This is a genomic window from Coprococcus aceti (assembly GCF_025567285.1).
In the GTDB taxonomy this organism is placed as follows: Bacteria; Bacillota; Clostridia; order Lachnospirales; family Lachnospiraceae; genus Coprococcus; species Coprococcus aceti.
Genome location: NZ_JAOQJT010000008.1, coordinates 114,719 through 130,670 on the forward strand (window position 1 = coordinate 114,719; position 15,952 = coordinate 130,670).

Below are 15,952 nucleotides of genomic sequence, written 5' to 3' on the forward strand. Positions count from 1 at the left end.
TGAACAGGAGATATCGTGAAAATGCAATACGATTGGATAGATTTTTATACAGAGTTTGCTACTAAGCTTCTTCCTTTCAAAACTGATAGAAAGGCTCTTATTCAGAAAATATATGCGGTGTATAACACTGTTGGAATTAGTGCTCCGAAACTTGAAAGTGGTGATGAGATTATTGATATTGATCCGTTCACCATCTTTGGCACATTCAACAAGGGAATAACAAATGCTAATAGAATTGCTATTCTTAACGGGATAGCATCAGAGTTTGGAATTGCTGCAACTGTGCCGAGCAATTTTGATGGAATTCCGGTTCTTAATAATCTAAAGGCTACGTTTTATGGATTTAAGGATGATAGAAAAGCAAATGATATTGATAACTTGTGGAGTTTGTTTGAGGTAGCTCTTGCATTGGCTGACAATGACACAGAGGATAACCGTCAGAAATTCTCCGAGGCTTATGACAAGGTACATGATCAGCTTTGCATTCGCTGGAATATTACTATGGGCCTTTATTGGATTCGTCCTTATACATTTATCAACTTGGATTCCAGAAACCGCTGGTTTATAGCAGATGTCCAGAATATGCCTGGCGAGTTTGTTGTCGCAGCCGAGAAGAAGCTTAAGAAAGTGCCGTTTGCTGCAGATTATCTTGAAATAAAGGATTTGTGTAAGAAAGCTCTGGATGCAGGTGAATATGAATACAAGAACTTTCCTGATTTATCCTATACGGCCTGGGTGATCTCTGAGCAAGTCAATCAGGAAAAGGCTGCTGAAAAAGGTAAAAAGACTTCGAAAGCAGAATTTCTTAAGTGGTTTATGCCATTGCTACAGGCGTTACGCGATTTAGGAGGATCTGCGACACCGGTAGAAGCGAGAAAGAAAATTATAGAAAACGAGCATTTGTCGGATGAGATAGTAAGCGAAACCAGAGGGAAAACGAAGGTTAACAAATTTGAAAATGAAGTTGCTTTCGCCAGAAACTATCTCGTTGGAGCAGGATATATTGATAAAAGCGTAAGAGGTGTGTGGACACTTACTGAAGCAGGCAAATCAGTGGAATTAACAGCGGAGATGGCATCTGATATTTTCAAAAAAGGTGTCTCTGATGCAAAGAGTAAGAAAACGAATGATAGCGATGCTCTTGCAGATAGTGATGTCGATACAGTTCATTACTGGATTTATGCTCCAGGACAAAACGCTGATAAATGGGAAGAGTGTTATAAGAACGGTTATATGCTACTGGGCTGGGGCGAGATTGGAGATCTTGGAGTATTCAGCTCTAAGGATGAAATGAAACAGCAGATGAAGAAAGAATACGGTGATAGCAGTTCCTATAAGAATTCAGCTCATGCTACTTGGCAGTTTGTACATGATATTAAGATTGGCGACGTGGTATACGTTAAAAAAGGTAATAATGGAATTCTTGGCAAAGGAATTGTTGAGTCTGATTATGAATATGATGCAGATCGCACAGATGAATATTCTAATGTTAGAAAAGTAAATTGGACGAACAAGGGCGATTGGACAATTAATCATCAGTCCCCTCAGAAGACTCTGACCGATATTACGCCATATAGTGACTTCGTACAAGAAATTAAGGCTTTGTTTGAGGAAGACGATATTGCAGATGATGAGCAGGAAATTGCCTATCCGGAGTACACAGCAGAAAATTTCCTGGATGATGTGTACATGTCTGAAGATAATTATACCAGATTAGTTGGCTTGCTTAGAAATAAGAAAAATATTATCTTGCAGGGTGCACCAGGTGTAGGAAAAACATATGCTGCTAAGCGCTTGGCCTATTCTATGATGGGTGTAAAAGATGTAGAGCGTGTCATGATGGTACAGTTCCATCAGAGTTATTCCTATGAAGATTTTATTATGGGCTTTCGTCCATCTGCTACAGGATTTGAACTGAAGAAGGGGGCATTCTACAATTTCTGCAAGAAGGCCGAGGTAGATAGTGATAATGAGTATTTCTTTATCATAGATGAAATCAATCGCGGCAATCTGAGTAAGATCTTTGGCGAGCTGTTTATGCTGATTGAAAATGATAAGAGAGGAAATGCGCTACAGCTTCTGTATTCGGATGAAAAGTTTGCGGTGCCGAAGAATGTCTATATTATTGGCATGATGAATACTGCGGACAGAAGCCTGGCTATGCTGGATTATGCACTTCGTAGAAGGTTTGCTTTCTTTGATATCAAGCCGGGGTTTGAGACTCCGGGGTTCCGTGAGTACCGCATGGCATTAGATAATGAGAAGTTCAACAAACTGATCAGTTGCGTCGAAAGCTTGAATAGAGAGATTTCCGTCGATGAATCTCTGGGCGAAGGGTTCTGTATTGGTCACAGCTACTTCTGTAATTTACAGCCTGATACAATTGATGATAGTTGGCTTTATGGTGTTGTGGAATATGAGTTGATACCTTTATTGAAAGAATACTGGTTTGATGAACCTATGAAGGTGAAAGATTGGAGCGAAAATCTAAGGAGTACGATTAAGTGATACCGATTCAAAACATCTATTATATGCTGTCCTATGCATTTCAGGTATTGAATGAGCAAGGCTATAAGAATATAGCCACAGAACAATTTAATAATACTGGCGAGCTGATGGCGGCTATCTTAGAAAAAGGTATCGCGATTCAGCTAAAGAGAGGACTTGGTAAAGAATATATTCTGCAGACGGAGGCGCTCTCTTCTCTGAGAGGAAAGATTGATATTGCAGAGTCCATCAAGACACAGTCGATGTTACGGAAACAGCTAATCTGTACATATGATGAGTTTTCGGTTAACAGCATCATGAATCGGATCATCAAATCTACAGTTGAACTTCTCCTTCGTTCGAATATATCGAAACAGCGTAAGAAAAATCTTAGAAAGTTAATGGTGTATTTCAGCGAGGTGGATTTTATTGATTTGTATACGGTAAATTGGAATGTTCAGTACAATCGAAATAACCAGACTTATCGTATGCTAATTTCGATATGCTACCTGGTAGTAAAGGGTCTATTGCAAACACAATCGAATGGGCATACCAAGTTGATGGACTTTCTAGACGAGCAGCGAATGTGTCGATTGTATGAGAAGTTTATCCTGGAATATTATAGGAAAGAGTTTAAAAATCAGTTTACCGCAAATGCATCACAGATTCCTTGGCAGCTGGACAATGAAGAAAACTCTATGTTGCCTGTGATGCAAAGTGACATCATGCTCCAAAGTGGTGAGAAAGTTCTTATTATTGACGCAAAGTATTATGAGCACAGCACACAGGTGCAGTTTGACAAGCATACACTTCATTCAGGCAATCTTTATCAGATTTTTACTTATGTGAAAAACAAGGAATATGAACTGAGAGAGAAGGACCATACGGTTTCGGGAATGCTTTTGTATGCCAAGACTGATGAAGAGATATATCCGAATAATGTGTATCAGATGAGTGGAAACCAGATTACTGTCAGGACTCTGGATTTGAATTTACCATTTGATGAAATAGCAGGACAGCTAAATACAATAGCAAAAACGCATTTCGATTTATAAAGGAGGCCTCCTATTTGAAAAAGAAAAAAGACGAAATTACCATCCGTTCCAGCGCGGCAGAATACTTGACCTATGTTGCCTCAGTTGGCGATCAGCAGGACAGTATTGAGATGCGCTATGAGGATGAGAATATATGGCTGACACAGAAGATGATGGCAACATTGTACGATGTCGGCACTAACACTATAAATTATCATATTAAGAAAATCTTTGAGGACAGTGAGTTACAAGAGGATTCAGTTATTCGAAAATTTCGAATAACTGCCGCTGACGGAAAAAGCTACAGCACAAATCATTATTCCTTAGAGATGATCATTGCAGTAGGATTTAAGGTAAATTCTGAGCGTGCGGTGCAGTTCCGTAAATGGGTCAATCAAATTGCAAAGGACTATACCATCAAAGGCTGGGTTATGGATGACGAGCGTCTCAAACGCGGAACATATCTGACAGAAAAGTATTTTGATGAGCAGTTAGAACGAATTCGTGAAATTCGAGCAAGCGAAAGAAAGTTTTATCAGAAAATAACTGACCTGTATGCCACAGCCATTGATTACGATAAGAATTCTGCAACTACCAGGAGATTTTACGCAACAGTTCAGAATAAAATGCATTACGCAGTTCATGGTCATACGGCAGCTGAACTGATTGTAGAAAGAGCTGACCATACAAGAGAGCATATGGGATTAACTACTTGGGCAGATGCTCCTGATGGAAAGATTAAGAAAAGTGATGTCACGATTGCGAAGAATTATCTGAGTCAGGATGAAATGAAGCAGCTGAATCGTATGGTTACGGCATACCTGGATTTTGCGGAAAACATGACATTACGGCACATTCCGCTTACGATGCAGGATTGGGAAAAAAGGCTCAATAGCTTCATTGAAATGTTTGATTACGGTATTTTACAGGATGCAGGCAAGGTGACAGCGGAAATTGCAAAGCTTCATGCTGAGACAGAATTTGAAAAATACCGCGTGATCCAAGACAGATTATTCATGTCCGACTTTGATAGGTATATGCTGGAGTTGGAAGAAAGCGCAAAGAAATAGGGACAATATTTCAGGTCGAGACGGTGAAATCCGGCAACTCAACCTTGTCGAGTGTATGGGCTCATCTGAGATAATCACCGGCATGTTATGAGGATATAAGTCGACCTTCACTGTCTCAACTGTCGAGACAGTGGCAGGGAGCAGCAGTGTAAAATTGCCTTGCATTATATAGGTAGCAAAGGCTTTATACAGACTTGTTCCCATAGACTTCGATGGTTAAGACCTTGATATGGATGTCAATTTTTCTACAGATTGCATCTGTTTGTAGCTGTGAATGTGTGGTTTCAGAAGGTATGGACATGTTTCCGTTTTGACAGGATATGTTTCCGCGAACGGGCACAAAGCTTGACATCAATCAGAAGGTATCGTGCCATGTTGAGATGGTATGCTTGATAAGCAAGAAACCTTGAGTTTATGCGGTATTTAGGTGGCTCTGATGGATAATGTGTCCGCAAATAGTTGTACCCATTGTTGTGAAATGAGTTCGTAGTTGGAGAAAGTAGAATTATATGAGAAAAAAAGACGGATTTCAATTTATTATGACTAGGAAATCATTGGTTGTGTATATTGTTTTTACGGTTCTTCTGGGACTATTTTTGTTTTTTGTCATAGGAGATATGGTTGGAAAATGTGCGGCATGCATTGTTTGTCCGATGCTCATTGCATATTTGCTCTATGCGTATTGCAAGGAAAGTAAAGCAGATACGAAAGCTCGTGAGATGAAAGCACAATATATGAATGGCAATTATTTTGAAAGCCCTGAGTGGCATGAGAAATATGTAGCCTATCTCAATGAGCACACATTTGAGAAAACTAAATATCAAAGCATGAAACTGGATTTATTAAAAAGATTTCAAAGACGGGAATATCTTGTCAAAATGATATTGCCATTGTTCCTGATGTTTTGTACCTTGTGTCTTATTCCTTTAGGGCGTTATTATATGGCTATCATAGGATTTTGCCTATTCGGATTCTTTTTTTTGCTAGAGTTTTCACTGTATATAGGAATGCCGGTACGGAAGTGGTTGAAGGGCGATATTGATTATGAGGAGCTTGAAGCGTCATATTTAAAAAGTAAGATGCTTTTCTATAAAACAAATGCATTAGCATTTGGAACTACACATTTACATGGATTCACAGAGAAAAAAATATATGCAATAGATTATCGGTTGGTGGAAGGAATATCAAGAAAAATAGTACGCCTTAAGAAGTATGAGGATGGAATTTATAATACTGAGGAGTATCAGCATTTTGCAGTTATTCATGTCAGATTGCCAAAAAGCGGAGATATTTATGATGTTGAGATCGAACTAAATGAGTTTCAGGTTCAAATGGCAATCGATAAGTTATCCGTCTATAAAATTGGTGAAGATTTGATGGAAAATCTTTCTGTAAATGAGCATAAAGAAAATGAGGCTGTAATATAGACAATAATAAAATGAGCAATTTTTTGATTCCTTTTTCAGGGTGAATAGTAAAATTGCTAAAGATATTAAGAAACCTTTTAAACTGGAAGAAATTACGAGAATTGATGATACGCCAGTTCATAAGGTTGTTCGAGAATCCTGGAAGTATCCGAACAGGCAAGAAACAGATGCTCCGTGGTGGCATCTCAGATCCTAGAAATAAGACATTGATGAAGATGTTTAATATGATTGGCATTGGAGAAAGAACTGGTAGTGGTATCCTGGATATTTACCAGGTATGGGGAAATGAAGGTTGGGCTGTTCCTGTTGTTGAGGAAAGCTACAATCCAGATAGAACCCGTTTAACGCTTGAATTTGCGAAGAAACAAGCGGGTAAACCAAACGATAAAAAACAAACGACAAAAACGGAAATCCATAGAGAAAAAATACGAAATTTTTTAACTGAAAATGAATTGGCAAGTGCCAGAGCTATTTCGATGGTAATTGGACTGAGTGCAGAAAGAACCCGTGTAATATTAGCAAAGATGGAAGATGCTGAATCAGTTGGCGGAAATCGAAACAGAAAGTATAAATTGAGAACAGAAAAGCAGTTTGATAAGGAGCCCCCATGGACAGAAAAAAAGAAGCCCTAAACTACCTGAAACAATACCCCAAAATGGATGAATACCTACATGGCTGCGGTTCCAATAAGCACAAGGTGTCAGGTGCAGATGAACGAGAGATGAACAGAACTTGAATAAGTATGTTCATGTGCACCTGACACCGAGAAGCTTTCCAGATATCCCCATTGTCCTTCTATCAGGTAAATCCTGTCCAGACAAATGTCCTGTACAACAAGGCTTTGGAGTATGCGGACCTGTCCGGTGACGAGACCGTGTGGGACATGTATTGCGGAATAGGAACCATATCCTTGTTCCTCGCACAGAAGGCAAAGAAGGTATACGGAGTGGAGATCGTTCCACAGGCTATAGATGATGCAAGACACAACGCCGAGATCAACGGGATCACAAATGCCGAGTTCTTTGTCGGTAAGGCAGAGGAAGTCGTTCCCGACATATACAAGAAGGGCGGCGATGGCTCCCACGCGGACGTCGTGGTCGTAGACTCACCACGAAAGGGCTGTGATCAGGTTCTTCTGGATACTCTGGTCCATATGGCGCCGGAACGTATCGTCTACGTGAGCTGCGACCCGGCAACCCTGGCGAGAGATGTGAAGATACTTCAGGAGAAGGGGTATGAGGCGAAGAAGGTGGCGGTCGTGGATCAGTTTTGTCATAGTGGGCATGTTGAGACGGTTGTACTGCTTTCCCACAAAAAGCCAGACGGACATATCAACGTAAAAGTTGAGTTTGGCGAAGGTGAGGGAAAAGTTCCGCTTGATAATATCGCTAAAAGAGCCGAAGAGTACAAGCCCAAGGAACGAGTGACCTACAAAATGATAAAGGAGTACATAGAAGCTAAATACGGCTTCAAAGTACATACCGCATATATCGCAGAGGTAAAGAGAGATTTAGGATTGCCGATGTATGATGCTCCTAATGCGGTAGAAGAATTGAAACAGCCGAGGAAGCATCCGACAGCGGAGAAAGTGGAAGCGATAAAGGATGCGTTGAAGCATTTTGAAGTGATTTAATGAGGATAGGCGTATCATTAGAAATAGTGGTACGCTTATTTTTGTACCTTTTTGCAGATTTGTCCTTTCCCCTGCTTTCCAATATAATGAAGCTAAAGAAGTGGAGGTGTGCTTATGAGAGAGAAATTTAATCATCTGTATTTGGATAGCCACGAAAGAAAACTTTTGATACATAGCCTTGTAGAGTTAAAAAATCAACTTATTCAGCAAGGCAGATATACGGATTGTATTGACGAGCTTATTTTTAAGGTCATAAATGCACCGACCAAGAGAATGAAAATTGAATATGTCTAAGGCAGATTACAAAGCCGCTTATTCTTATTGATTTTAAGAGTAGGCGGCTTTTTTGCGTTCTCTGGTACTGTTTACATAGCCACCTTGACAAAGTGGCTAAATCTATGTGAAAGGAGGACGCATCTATGTCAAATTGCAAAGTAATTGCTCTGACTAACCAGAAAGGTGGTGTCGGAAAAACAACCACAGCGGTCAATCTGGGTGTAAGTCTGGTGCAGCAGGGTAAAAAAGTCCTGCTGATTGATGCCGATGCACAGGCAAATCTCACGATGGCTCTGGGTTATAACAGACCAGACGATATTCCCATAACGCTCTCTACTGTGATGCAGAACATCATAGACGATAAAACGCTTGATGCTTCACAGGGTATTATCCATTACAGAGAGGGCGTTGACCTGCTTCCGTCAAACATTGAGCTGTCGGGCTTTGAGGTAAGGCTAATCAATGCAATGAGCCGTGAGCGTGTGCTGAAAATCTATGTCAATGAGGTTAAAAAGAATTACGATTATGTGCTTATTGATTGTATGCCGAGCTTAGGCATGATAACCATCAATGCTCTGGCGGCGGCTGACAGCGTGATTATCCCGACACAGCCCCACTATCTCTCGGCTAAAGGTCTGGAGCTTTTGCTTCGCTCCGTATCAATGGTCAAGCGGCAAATCAACCCAAAGCTGCGGATAGACGGTATCTTAATGACTATGGTAATGCCCCGTACCAACATTTCTAAGGAAATTACGGCAACGGTCAAAAGTGCATACGGTAAGAAAATCAAGGTATTTGATACCGAGATACCTCATTCTATCCGTGCGGTGGAAGCTACCGCAGAAGGCAAAAGTATTTTTGCTTACGACAAAAGCGGCAAGGTTGCCGCAGCCTATGAGCAGTTAGGAAAGGAGGTGGCAGAGATTGGCGAGAAGCAGAGAAACCAAAATCGAGCTGACCGCATACGATGACCTTTTTCAGACGGACGAAAGCCGTGAGGAAGCAAAGCTAAGCAAGATACGGGATATTCCCATATCGGAGATTGACGAGTTTCCAGACCACCCGTTCAAGGTTTTGATGGACGAAGATATGGAACAACTTGTTGAGAGTATCAAGCGGAACGGTGTAATGACCCCTGCGACAGTTCGCTTAAAAGAGGACGGACGGTATGAGCTTATCAGTGGTCACAGGCGAAAAAAGGCTTGTGAACTTGCAGGACTTGAAACGCTGAAATGCGAGGTCAAAGAGCTTACCCGTGATGAAGCCATTATTGTTATGGTGGAAAGTAATCTCCAACGCTCTGTTATTTTGCCGAGTGAGAAAGCGTTTGCGTATAAAATGCGGTTGGAAGCTATGAAACGACAGGCAGGCAGACCCCCAAAAGAAAATGCGTCGCCATTGGCGACTAATTTATCAAAAGGGCGTTCTGATGAGGAATTAGGAGAACTTGTTGGAGAAAGCAAAGACCAGATACGCCGCTATATCCGTCTAACGGAGCTTGTTCCCGAAATCCTGCAAATGGTAGATGAAAGGCAGATTGCTTTTCGTCCTGCGGTTGAGGTTTCTTATCTGACCGAGGAACAGCAATACACCCTGCTTGAAGCAATGGAGTACAACGATGCTACCCCGTCATTGGCACAGGCTATCAAAATGAAGAAGTATAACCAAGATGGCAAGCTCACTTCCGAGGTTATCCAGTCCATTATGGAGGAAGAAAAGCCCAATCAGAAGGAAAAACCTGCTTTCCGTGACGAGAGGATAACCAAGCTCATTCCAAAGACTGTTCCCAGAGGGCAGGAAACGGATTTTGTTGTCAAGGCGTTGGAGTTTTATAACCGACACTTGCAGCGGAACAAGGCTCACGAGAGATAGCCACACACCGAGGGCGAGGTCTGCCCATTTGAGTGGATAGCCATCATTTTGGATTCCCCCTCTCCACACCTCACCCCCTAACTACTGCCAGTAACTATCCGAGAAAAGAAATACTTTAAGCTGTCCATAACGGGCAGCTTTTTTCGGTCAGTAAGGCAAAATATTCAATCCAAATTACAGGAGGTAACTATGAAAATCCCTAAATTGTTCAAAAAGGCTGCGGCTTTTGTAATGGCTGCGGTCACGGCATTATCCATAATGCCTGCGACGGCGTTTGCTGCGGGTGACATCGGGACGATTTCCTTTTCCCACACCTATGACAGCAACGGTAATGCGATGAGGTACAATTCCAGTGCGAATATCGGCGGCTATACCGCAGGCGGAACGGGAAATTATAAGTACCGTATGTTTGTGGACGGTGAGAATGCGTTTTGTATTCAGCCGGGAGTACCGCTGAAAACAGGAAACACCTTGAAAAAGGCTTCCTCTGATACTTGGAACGCCCTTTCAGCCAACCAGAAAAAGGCGGTTGGGCTTGCCCTGCTCTATGGGTATCAGGGCAACCGAAATAATCTGTCAGGAAGTGATGATGAAAAATGGCTTGCCACGCAGACCCTCGTATGGGAGTTTGTCACAGGTTGCCGTGAAGCCACAGGTTCATATAACCAGACAAGCACCACCGTTTACAGCCTGCACTTCGGTTCAAATTATGCCAACAGCGGAGCAAGGGCAGTGTATGACCAGATTGTTGCGATGCTGCGTGAGCATAACACCATTCCGAGCTTTATGTCGGGTGGTAAGAATGACATCACAAAGGAGCTTGCCTACAAGGACGGAAAGTACAGCATCACATTGAATGACAGCAACGGCGTGCTTTCTGATTACAGCTTTTTAAGCTCTGACAGTAATGTGAGTGTATCGAAGTCTGGAAATAAGCTGACAATCAGCTCCACTGTAGCTATCAGCGGTTCTGTCCGCATTACGGCAAAGAGGAACAATGTGCCGACTGTCAGCAGCAGTGCAAAGCTCATTGCCTATGGCGACCCGAACTTGCAGGATTTGGTAACAGGTGTGGAGAATGCTGATACCGTGTCTGCATATATCAATATCGAAACGCCGACAGGCACGATTGCCCTCAAAAAGACTTCTGAGGACGGAGTTGTGGAGGGCATCTCTTTTACAATCAAAGGTGATAACTTCAATAAAACAGTTAAGACAGGAAAGGACGGCTCTGTCTCCGTGGAGGGATTATTCCCTGGCACTTATACGGTCACAGAACAGTCTATTGACCGTTATGAGCCGCAGAAAACCCAGACCGTCACACTTATCGGAGGAAAAACCTCTACTGTGACCTTCAGCAATACTTTGAAGCGTGGCAGTCTGGAAATCGTCAAGACTTCCGAGGACAATCTGGTGGAGGGAATGAAATTCCACCTTTATGGCACATCTTTAAGCGGCTTGCCTGTTGACGAGTATGCCGTGACTGATAAAAACGGACTGGCTAAGTTTGAAAATGTCCTTATCAGTGGCGATACCCCGTATGTGGTTGAGGAAGTGGATACCGCAGTCCGCTATGTCGTTCCTGCTTCCCAGACAGCTCCGATTGAATGGAACAAGGTCACAAAACGCAGCTTCGACAATGTGTTGAAGAAATTCCAAGTGACTGTGACAAAGACCGATGCAGAAACAGGTTCTCCGCAGGGCAATGCTTCCCTTGCAGGTGCGGTTTACGGCATCTATAAAGGTGAGGAACTGATTGACACCTACACGACTGATGAAAACGGTCAGTTTACGACCAAGTATTATATCTGTGATAATGATTGGACTGTCCGTGAAATCAGCCCGTCCGAGGGGTATCTTCTGGATACCGCAATCCACAAGGTAGGTGCAGAACCAGAGCTATACACGGTAGAGCTGAACAGTACCGCAAACGATGTGAATGAACAGGTCATCAAAGGCAATATCGCACTCATCAAGCATACGGATAACGGGGAAACCCAGATTGAAACACCCGAAGAAGGTGCGGTATTTGAAGTGTTCCTCAAATCCGCAGGCAGCTATGAAAATGCAAAGGAAACCGAGTGTGATGTGCTGACATGTGACGAGAACGGTTTTGCCCAGACAAAGGATATGCCGTATGGCATTTATACCGTCCGCCAGACCTCTGGTTGGGAGGGGCGTGAACTGATGAAAGACTTTGATGTGTTTATCAGCAAGGACGGTCAGACCTACCGCTACCTTATCAACAACGCTAACTTTGAGAGCTATATCAAAATCGTAAAGAAAGATGCAGAAACAGGCAATACAATCCCGTATGCAGGTGCAGGCTTCCAGATTTACGACCCGAATGGAAATCTTGTGACTATGACTTTCACTTATCCCGAAGTGACGACCATTGACACCTTCTATACTACGGCAGACGGCGACCTTATCACACCGCAGACATTGGAATACGGCAAAGGCTATTCCCTTGTGGAAGTACAAGCCCCGTATGGGTATGTCTTAAATTCCGAGCCTGTTTATTTTGATGTGGTGCAGGAAAATTCCGAGGAAGAAAGCGGCATTACCGTTATTGAGGTAGTACGTTCCAATATGGCACAGAAAGGCACAATTACCGTAGAAAAGTCTGGCGAGGTATTCAGCTCCGTTGCAGGCGATAAGGGATTGTATCAGCCGATTTTCTCTGTCAGCGGTCTTGAGGGTGCAGTCTATGAAATTACCGCAGCCGAGGATATTGTCACTCTGGACGGGACGGTCAGAGCAAACAAGGGCGAGGTTGTAGATACCGTTACGACAGGAAAAGACGGTACAGTAAAATCCAAAGAACTGTATCTCGGAAAATATGAGGTTAAGGAAATCACAGCTCCGTATGGAATGGTGCTGAATGAGGAAGTCCGTTCTGTTGAGCTTGTGTATGCAGGACAGAATGTTGATGTAACGGAAACGGCTACTTCTTTCTATAATGAAAGACAGCGTGTTGAAATCGACCTCATCAAGAGCCTTGCCATTGATGAAGCCTACGGCATTGGCAAGAATGGAGAAATCTTTGATGTGACCTTTGGCTTGTATGCGGCGGAGGAACTCACAGCCGCAGATGGAAAGACCATTCCTGCGGACGGTCTGATTGAGGTCATTTCCCTTGATGAAAGCGGTCACGGGAAAGCTATCAGCGACCTGCCGATGGGCAGCTATTATGTGCAGGAAATCTCGACCAACTCCGCATATATTGTCAGCGATGCAAAATACCCTGTTACTTTTGAATACGCAGGACAGGATGCCGAAACTGTCCGCATCACAGCCAATGAGGGCGAAGCTATCACAAATGACATTATTTACGGCTCTGTAAGCGGTAAGAAATCTGATGAGGACGGAAAGGCTCTGGGAGGTGCAGTTATCGGTATCTTTACGACAGGAACTACCGAGTTTACAAAGGAAAATGCGATTGCAGCTACCACATCAAAAGATGATGGTAGTTTTTCTTTTGCCAAAGTGCCGTATGGAACTTGGATAATCCGTGAAATCGAAAGCCCGAAGGGATATGTACTCTCCGAGGAAGAAATCGCCGTGACAATCGGCAAGGTGGACGAAGTTGTGGAAATCGAACTTGTCAACTACTTCATTAAGGGCAATATCGCTTTGACAAAGGTTGATGAGGATTATCCCGACAACAAGCTGTCTGGTGCGGTATTTGAGGTTTACTCCGATACTAATGGCGATGGGAAACTGGATAAAGACGATACGCTGCTTGGCGAAATGAAAGAACTTGACGGCGGCGTTTACCAGATGAGTGAACTCCGCTACGGCAAATATCTGGTAAAGGAAACCAAAGCTCCGACAGGCTTTGTGCTTGATGAAAATGTGTATTCCGTATCCGTTGAGGAGAACGGCAAGACCTACACCGTGGAAAATAAGGCGGGTGTAGGATTTATCAATGCAGCACAGAAAGGCTCTCTTAAAATCGTAAAGACTTCCTCTGACGGTAAGGTGGAGGGCTTCTCTTTCCGTGTGACAGGCGTGGACTATGACCAGACCTTTAAGACAGATAAGAACGGAGAAATCGTGATTGAGGGCTTGCGGATTGGCGACTATACCGTATCCGAAGTAAGCGACAAGGCTTCCGCAGGATATATCCTGCCTGCCGATAAACAGGCAACGGTCAAGGTGGACGCTACGGCTATCGTGCAGATGCACAATGAGTTCAGGGATACCCCGAAAACAGGCGATGACTTCAATCTGGGCTTATGGGTAAGCCTTGCAGCTCTGTCTGTTGTCGGTGCGGGCGTTCTCGGATTTGTCGGCTATAAGAACAGAAAGAAGAAAAAGGAGGACTAATTGATGGACGCAAAAACCATTATCGCAATCGTGCTTGTCGTGTTCATTGTGGGTGCGGCGGTATGGCTGAATATCCGTAACAGAAAGAATAAGTAAGTGGTTTGGGCGGCTGAAAGATGCCGCCCTTTCCTTTATGGAGGTAACAATGAGAAACCTTAAAACCATTGAAAAGAAAGTCAGGGCTGTTCTGGAAAAGAATGAGGATGCCAGAAATGACGATATGGTGCTGTATCTTGCACTTTGTAATGCCTGTCTGAAGGATGCAGGGGCAATGCCGCTTGCGGAGATAATGACGCAGCACAAATATCTCGGTCTGCCGAGCTTTGAGAGCGTCAGCAGGACACGCCGCAAGCTGCAGGCACGGTATCCAGAGCTTGCAGGGAGCCGCCCTGTTCAGAAAATGAGAGCCACGGGCGAGAAAGCTTATCGGCGTTATGCCAAAGAATAGAGAGGTGCTTATGGACGAAGAAAAACGCTCTAATCAGAACTATGAAATCATCGAGAGCTGTACTATCGGGAGTACAGAGCTTGTCATCGGTCACAATCCCAACGCACCCAACCCTTATGTGTGTTGGTACTGCAAGGGCGGCTCAAATTATTTCTGGGGTTATTACACGAATGAGCTTGATGATGCACGGCAAAAGCTGAATGAACGATACCAGTCAGAGTGCCGTATGCCCTATAATCAGCCTGCCCAGAAGCAGAAAAACGGTGATGACCGTGAGCGATAAAATAAAATATGACTGCACGACCTGTCCTTATCCCCGATATAAGGATGGGTCAGTTATTTTCTGCGATGTCTGTATCCGCAAGATTTTAGACGAGCAGAAGGAGAAAAAGGAAAGAAAGGAGCAGCCGAATGAGTAATGAAATAAAGACAAGACCTTTAACCCCGACAGAACAGAAATACACCTATGCCCAGAGCATGCAGCTTGAGGGGCAGACAGGCACTATCGGGCATCTGCGTGGTGACTTTGCCACAACGGGCTATGGCTTTTACACCACTTGGTTTGATACCAGACCCCAATGGAAATCTGACGAATTTAAGGCAGAGCTTGATACGGTCATCAATGCTTTACGGGAGGATAAAGGGCTTTTGCATAACCGCTATGATATGAGTGCGTTTGCAAGGCATTTTCCCGAAAGTGCTATCAAGGGTAACTATTGTATGGAGTACGGTTTCCGTGTGGATACGGAGAAACACGCTTTTCTGCTTCGGTGCAATCCCACCAAAGGCGACTATAATTTTTATTGCTATTGCTATGTGAAGGAATGGCTTGATAAGCATATCCAGAAAGCAGAACAAGGTATCCGATTTATTGACCCTCAATATAAAGAACTGTTCCGTATCCCCGACGGCGGAAAGGTCATTGTCACGACCTCTTGGGGAGAGAAACGGGAGTATCCCTGCCGCTTCATTGATGAATACCATACCGAAGTCGGCAGCAATCTGTACCACATCTGCGAGTTTGCCGAGCGTATGCAGAAAAACGGGGCGACCTATGAGCCGAAACCTGCGGAGCAAACGCCGCAGAAAGAACCGAAGCACAAGGATTTAGAACGATAAGGAGGATTTAGAATATGGCTGTTAATCAGAAAGCCGTCAAGGTCTTGAATAAGGTCTTGGAAGCAGGCTTTACCGATGAAAAAGCGATTGCCGCTATGACTATGGACGATATTCTTTCTATGCAGGGCATCACGGTTGGGGATATTACTCTCATCAATGACCTGCAAAAGAGCATTAAATCGAACAAGGTCATTTCTTTTCTTGGCGGTGGTGCGGAGTGAGCAAACAGGAATATTTGAAACAAAAACGATAAG

13 protein-coding genes and 1 pseudogene are annotated in these 15,952 nt (G+C 43.4%); all 14 read left to right on the forward strand.

Translation table 11 applies throughout. The annotated features are described in order from the left end of the window. Nucleotides 1-21 precede the first annotated feature (21 nt). The 14 genes and pseudogenes from OCV54_RS11410 (at nucleotide 22) to OCV54_RS11475 (ending at nucleotide 15,919) form a co-directional block, all read left to right on the forward strand. A complete protein-coding gene (locus OCV54_RS11410; protein ID WP_055224082.1) occupies nucleotides 22-2,508 on the forward strand; it encodes an AAA family ATPase in 2,487 nt (828 codons plus the stop codon). After that, nucleotides 2,505-3,542: a 5-methylcytosine-specific restriction endonuclease system specificity protein McrC gene (gene mcrC, locus OCV54_RS11415; protein WP_055224084.1), complete on the forward strand. Its 1,038-nt coding sequence runs from the start codon at nucleotides 2,505-2,507 to the stop codon at nucleotides 3,540-3,542. Before OCV54_RS11410 ends, mcrC begins: the two co-directional genes overlap by 4 nt. Before the next feature lie 14 nt (nucleotides 3,543-3,556). Continuing rightward, on the forward strand, nucleotides 3,557-4,591 hold the full coding sequence (locus tag OCV54_RS11420; RefSeq protein ID WP_172678744.1) for a virulence RhuM family protein: 1,035 nt from the start codon (nucleotides 3,557-3,559) through the stop codon (nucleotides 4,589-4,591). A gap of 509 nt (nucleotides 4,592-5,100) precedes the next feature. Next, complete coding sequence (locus OCV54_RS11425) at nucleotides 5,101-6,018, forward strand: hypothetical protein (RefSeq protein ID WP_055224088.1); 918 nt, start codon at nucleotides 5,101-5,103, stop codon at nucleotides 6,016-6,018. Nucleotides 6,019-6,071: 53 nt separating this feature from the next. Beyond that, nucleotides 6,072-6,650: an ATP-binding protein gene (locus OCV54_RS11430; protein WP_242859651.1), complete on the forward strand. Its 579-nt coding sequence runs from the start codon at nucleotides 6,072-6,074 to the stop codon at nucleotides 6,648-6,650. A 140-nt stretch (nucleotides 6,651-6,790) separates the two neighbouring features. Further along, nucleotides 6,791-7,651: pseudogene (gene rlmD, locus OCV54_RS11435) on the forward strand (23S rRNA (uracil(1939)-C(5))-methyltransferase RlmD); the annotation flags it as partial. Nucleotides 7,652-7,765: 114 nt separating this feature from the next. After that, complete coding sequence (locus tag OCV54_RS11440; protein WP_006857231.1) at nucleotides 7,766-7,945, forward strand: hypothetical protein; 180 nt, start codon at nucleotides 7,766-7,768, stop codon at nucleotides 7,943-7,945. Nucleotides 7,946-8,070: 125 nt separating this feature from the next. Next, complete coding sequence (locus OCV54_RS11445) at nucleotides 8,071-8,898, forward strand: ParA family protein (RefSeq protein ID WP_038671849.1); 828 nt, start codon at nucleotides 8,071-8,073, stop codon at nucleotides 8,896-8,898. Then, nucleotides 8,852-9,799 (forward strand): ParB/RepB/Spo0J family partition protein, encoded by a 948-nt coding sequence (locus OCV54_RS11450; RefSeq protein ID WP_038671851.1) that lies wholly within the window; start codon nucleotides 8,852-8,854, stop codon nucleotides 9,797-9,799. The genes OCV54_RS11445 and OCV54_RS11450 overlap by 47 nt, the downstream gene beginning before the upstream one ends. Nucleotides 9,800-9,988: 189 nt before the next feature. Beyond that, on the forward strand, nucleotides 9,989-14,131 hold the full coding sequence (locus OCV54_RS11455; protein WP_055224091.1) for a SpaA isopeptide-forming pilin-related protein: 4,143 nt from the start codon (nucleotides 9,989-9,991) through the stop codon (nucleotides 14,129-14,131). Nucleotides 14,132-14,276: 145 nt separating this feature from the next. Beyond that, nucleotides 14,277-14,579: a hypothetical protein gene (locus tag OCV54_RS11460; RefSeq protein WP_015522621.1), complete on the forward strand. Its 303-nt coding sequence runs from the start codon at nucleotides 14,277-14,279 to the stop codon at nucleotides 14,577-14,579. Beyond that, on the forward strand, nucleotides 14,566-14,862 hold the full coding sequence (locus OCV54_RS11465) for a hypothetical protein (protein WP_330377985.1): 297 nt from the start codon (nucleotides 14,566-14,568) through the stop codon (nucleotides 14,860-14,862). The genes OCV54_RS11460 and OCV54_RS11465 overlap by 14 nt, the downstream gene beginning before the upstream one ends. Before the next feature lie 128 nt (nucleotides 14,863-14,990). Beyond that, on the forward strand, nucleotides 14,991-15,698 hold the full coding sequence (locus OCV54_RS11470; protein ID WP_038671857.1) for a hypothetical protein: 708 nt from the start codon (nucleotides 14,991-14,993) through the stop codon (nucleotides 15,696-15,698). 14 nt (nucleotides 15,699-15,712) lie between these two features. Further along, the gene (locus OCV54_RS11475; protein WP_025577652.1) at nucleotides 15,713-15,919 is read left to right on the forward strand and encodes a hypothetical protein; all 207 of its coding nucleotides are present in this window, start codon (nucleotides 15,713-15,715) and stop codon (nucleotides 15,917-15,919) included. Nucleotides 15,920-15,952: the final 33 nt, after the last annotated feature.

What these genes read in the sequence shown, in the direction of transcription:
- OCV54_RS11475 (WP_025577652.1), top strand. Translation starts at nt 15,713, where the DNA reads ATGGCTGTTAATCAGAAAGCCGTCAAGGTCTTGAATAAGGTCTTGGAA.
- OCV54_RS11470 (WP_038671857.1), top strand. Translation starts at nt 14,991, where the DNA reads ATGAGTAATGAAATAAAGACAAGACCTTTAACCCCGACAGAACAGAAA.
- OCV54_RS11425 (WP_055224088.1), top strand. Translation starts at nt 5,101, where the DNA reads ATGAGAAAAAAAGACGGATTTCAATTTATTATGACTAGGAAATCATTG.
- OCV54_RS11455 (WP_055224091.1), top strand. Translation starts at nt 9,989, where the DNA reads ATGAAAATCCCTAAATTGTTCAAAAAGGCTGCGGCTTTTGTAATGGCT.
- OCV54_RS11445 (WP_038671849.1), top strand. Translation starts at nt 8,071, where the DNA reads ATGTCAAATTGCAAAGTAATTGCTCTGACTAACCAGAAAGGTGGTGTC.
- OCV54_RS11440 (WP_006857231.1), top strand. Translation starts at nt 7,766, where the DNA reads ATGAGAGAGAAATTTAATCATCTGTATTTGGATAGCCACGAAAGAAAA.
- OCV54_RS11460 (WP_015522621.1), top strand. Translation starts at nt 14,277, where the DNA reads ATGAGAAACCTTAAAACCATTGAAAAGAAAGTCAGGGCTGTTCTGGAA.
- OCV54_RS11410 (WP_055224082.1), top strand. Translation starts at nt 22, where the DNA reads ATGCAATACGATTGGATAGATTTTTATACAGAGTTTGCTACTAAGCTT.
- OCV54_RS11465 (WP_330377985.1), top strand. Translation starts at nt 14,566, where the DNA reads ATGCCAAAGAATAGAGAGGTGCTTATGGACGAAGAAAAACGCTCTAAT.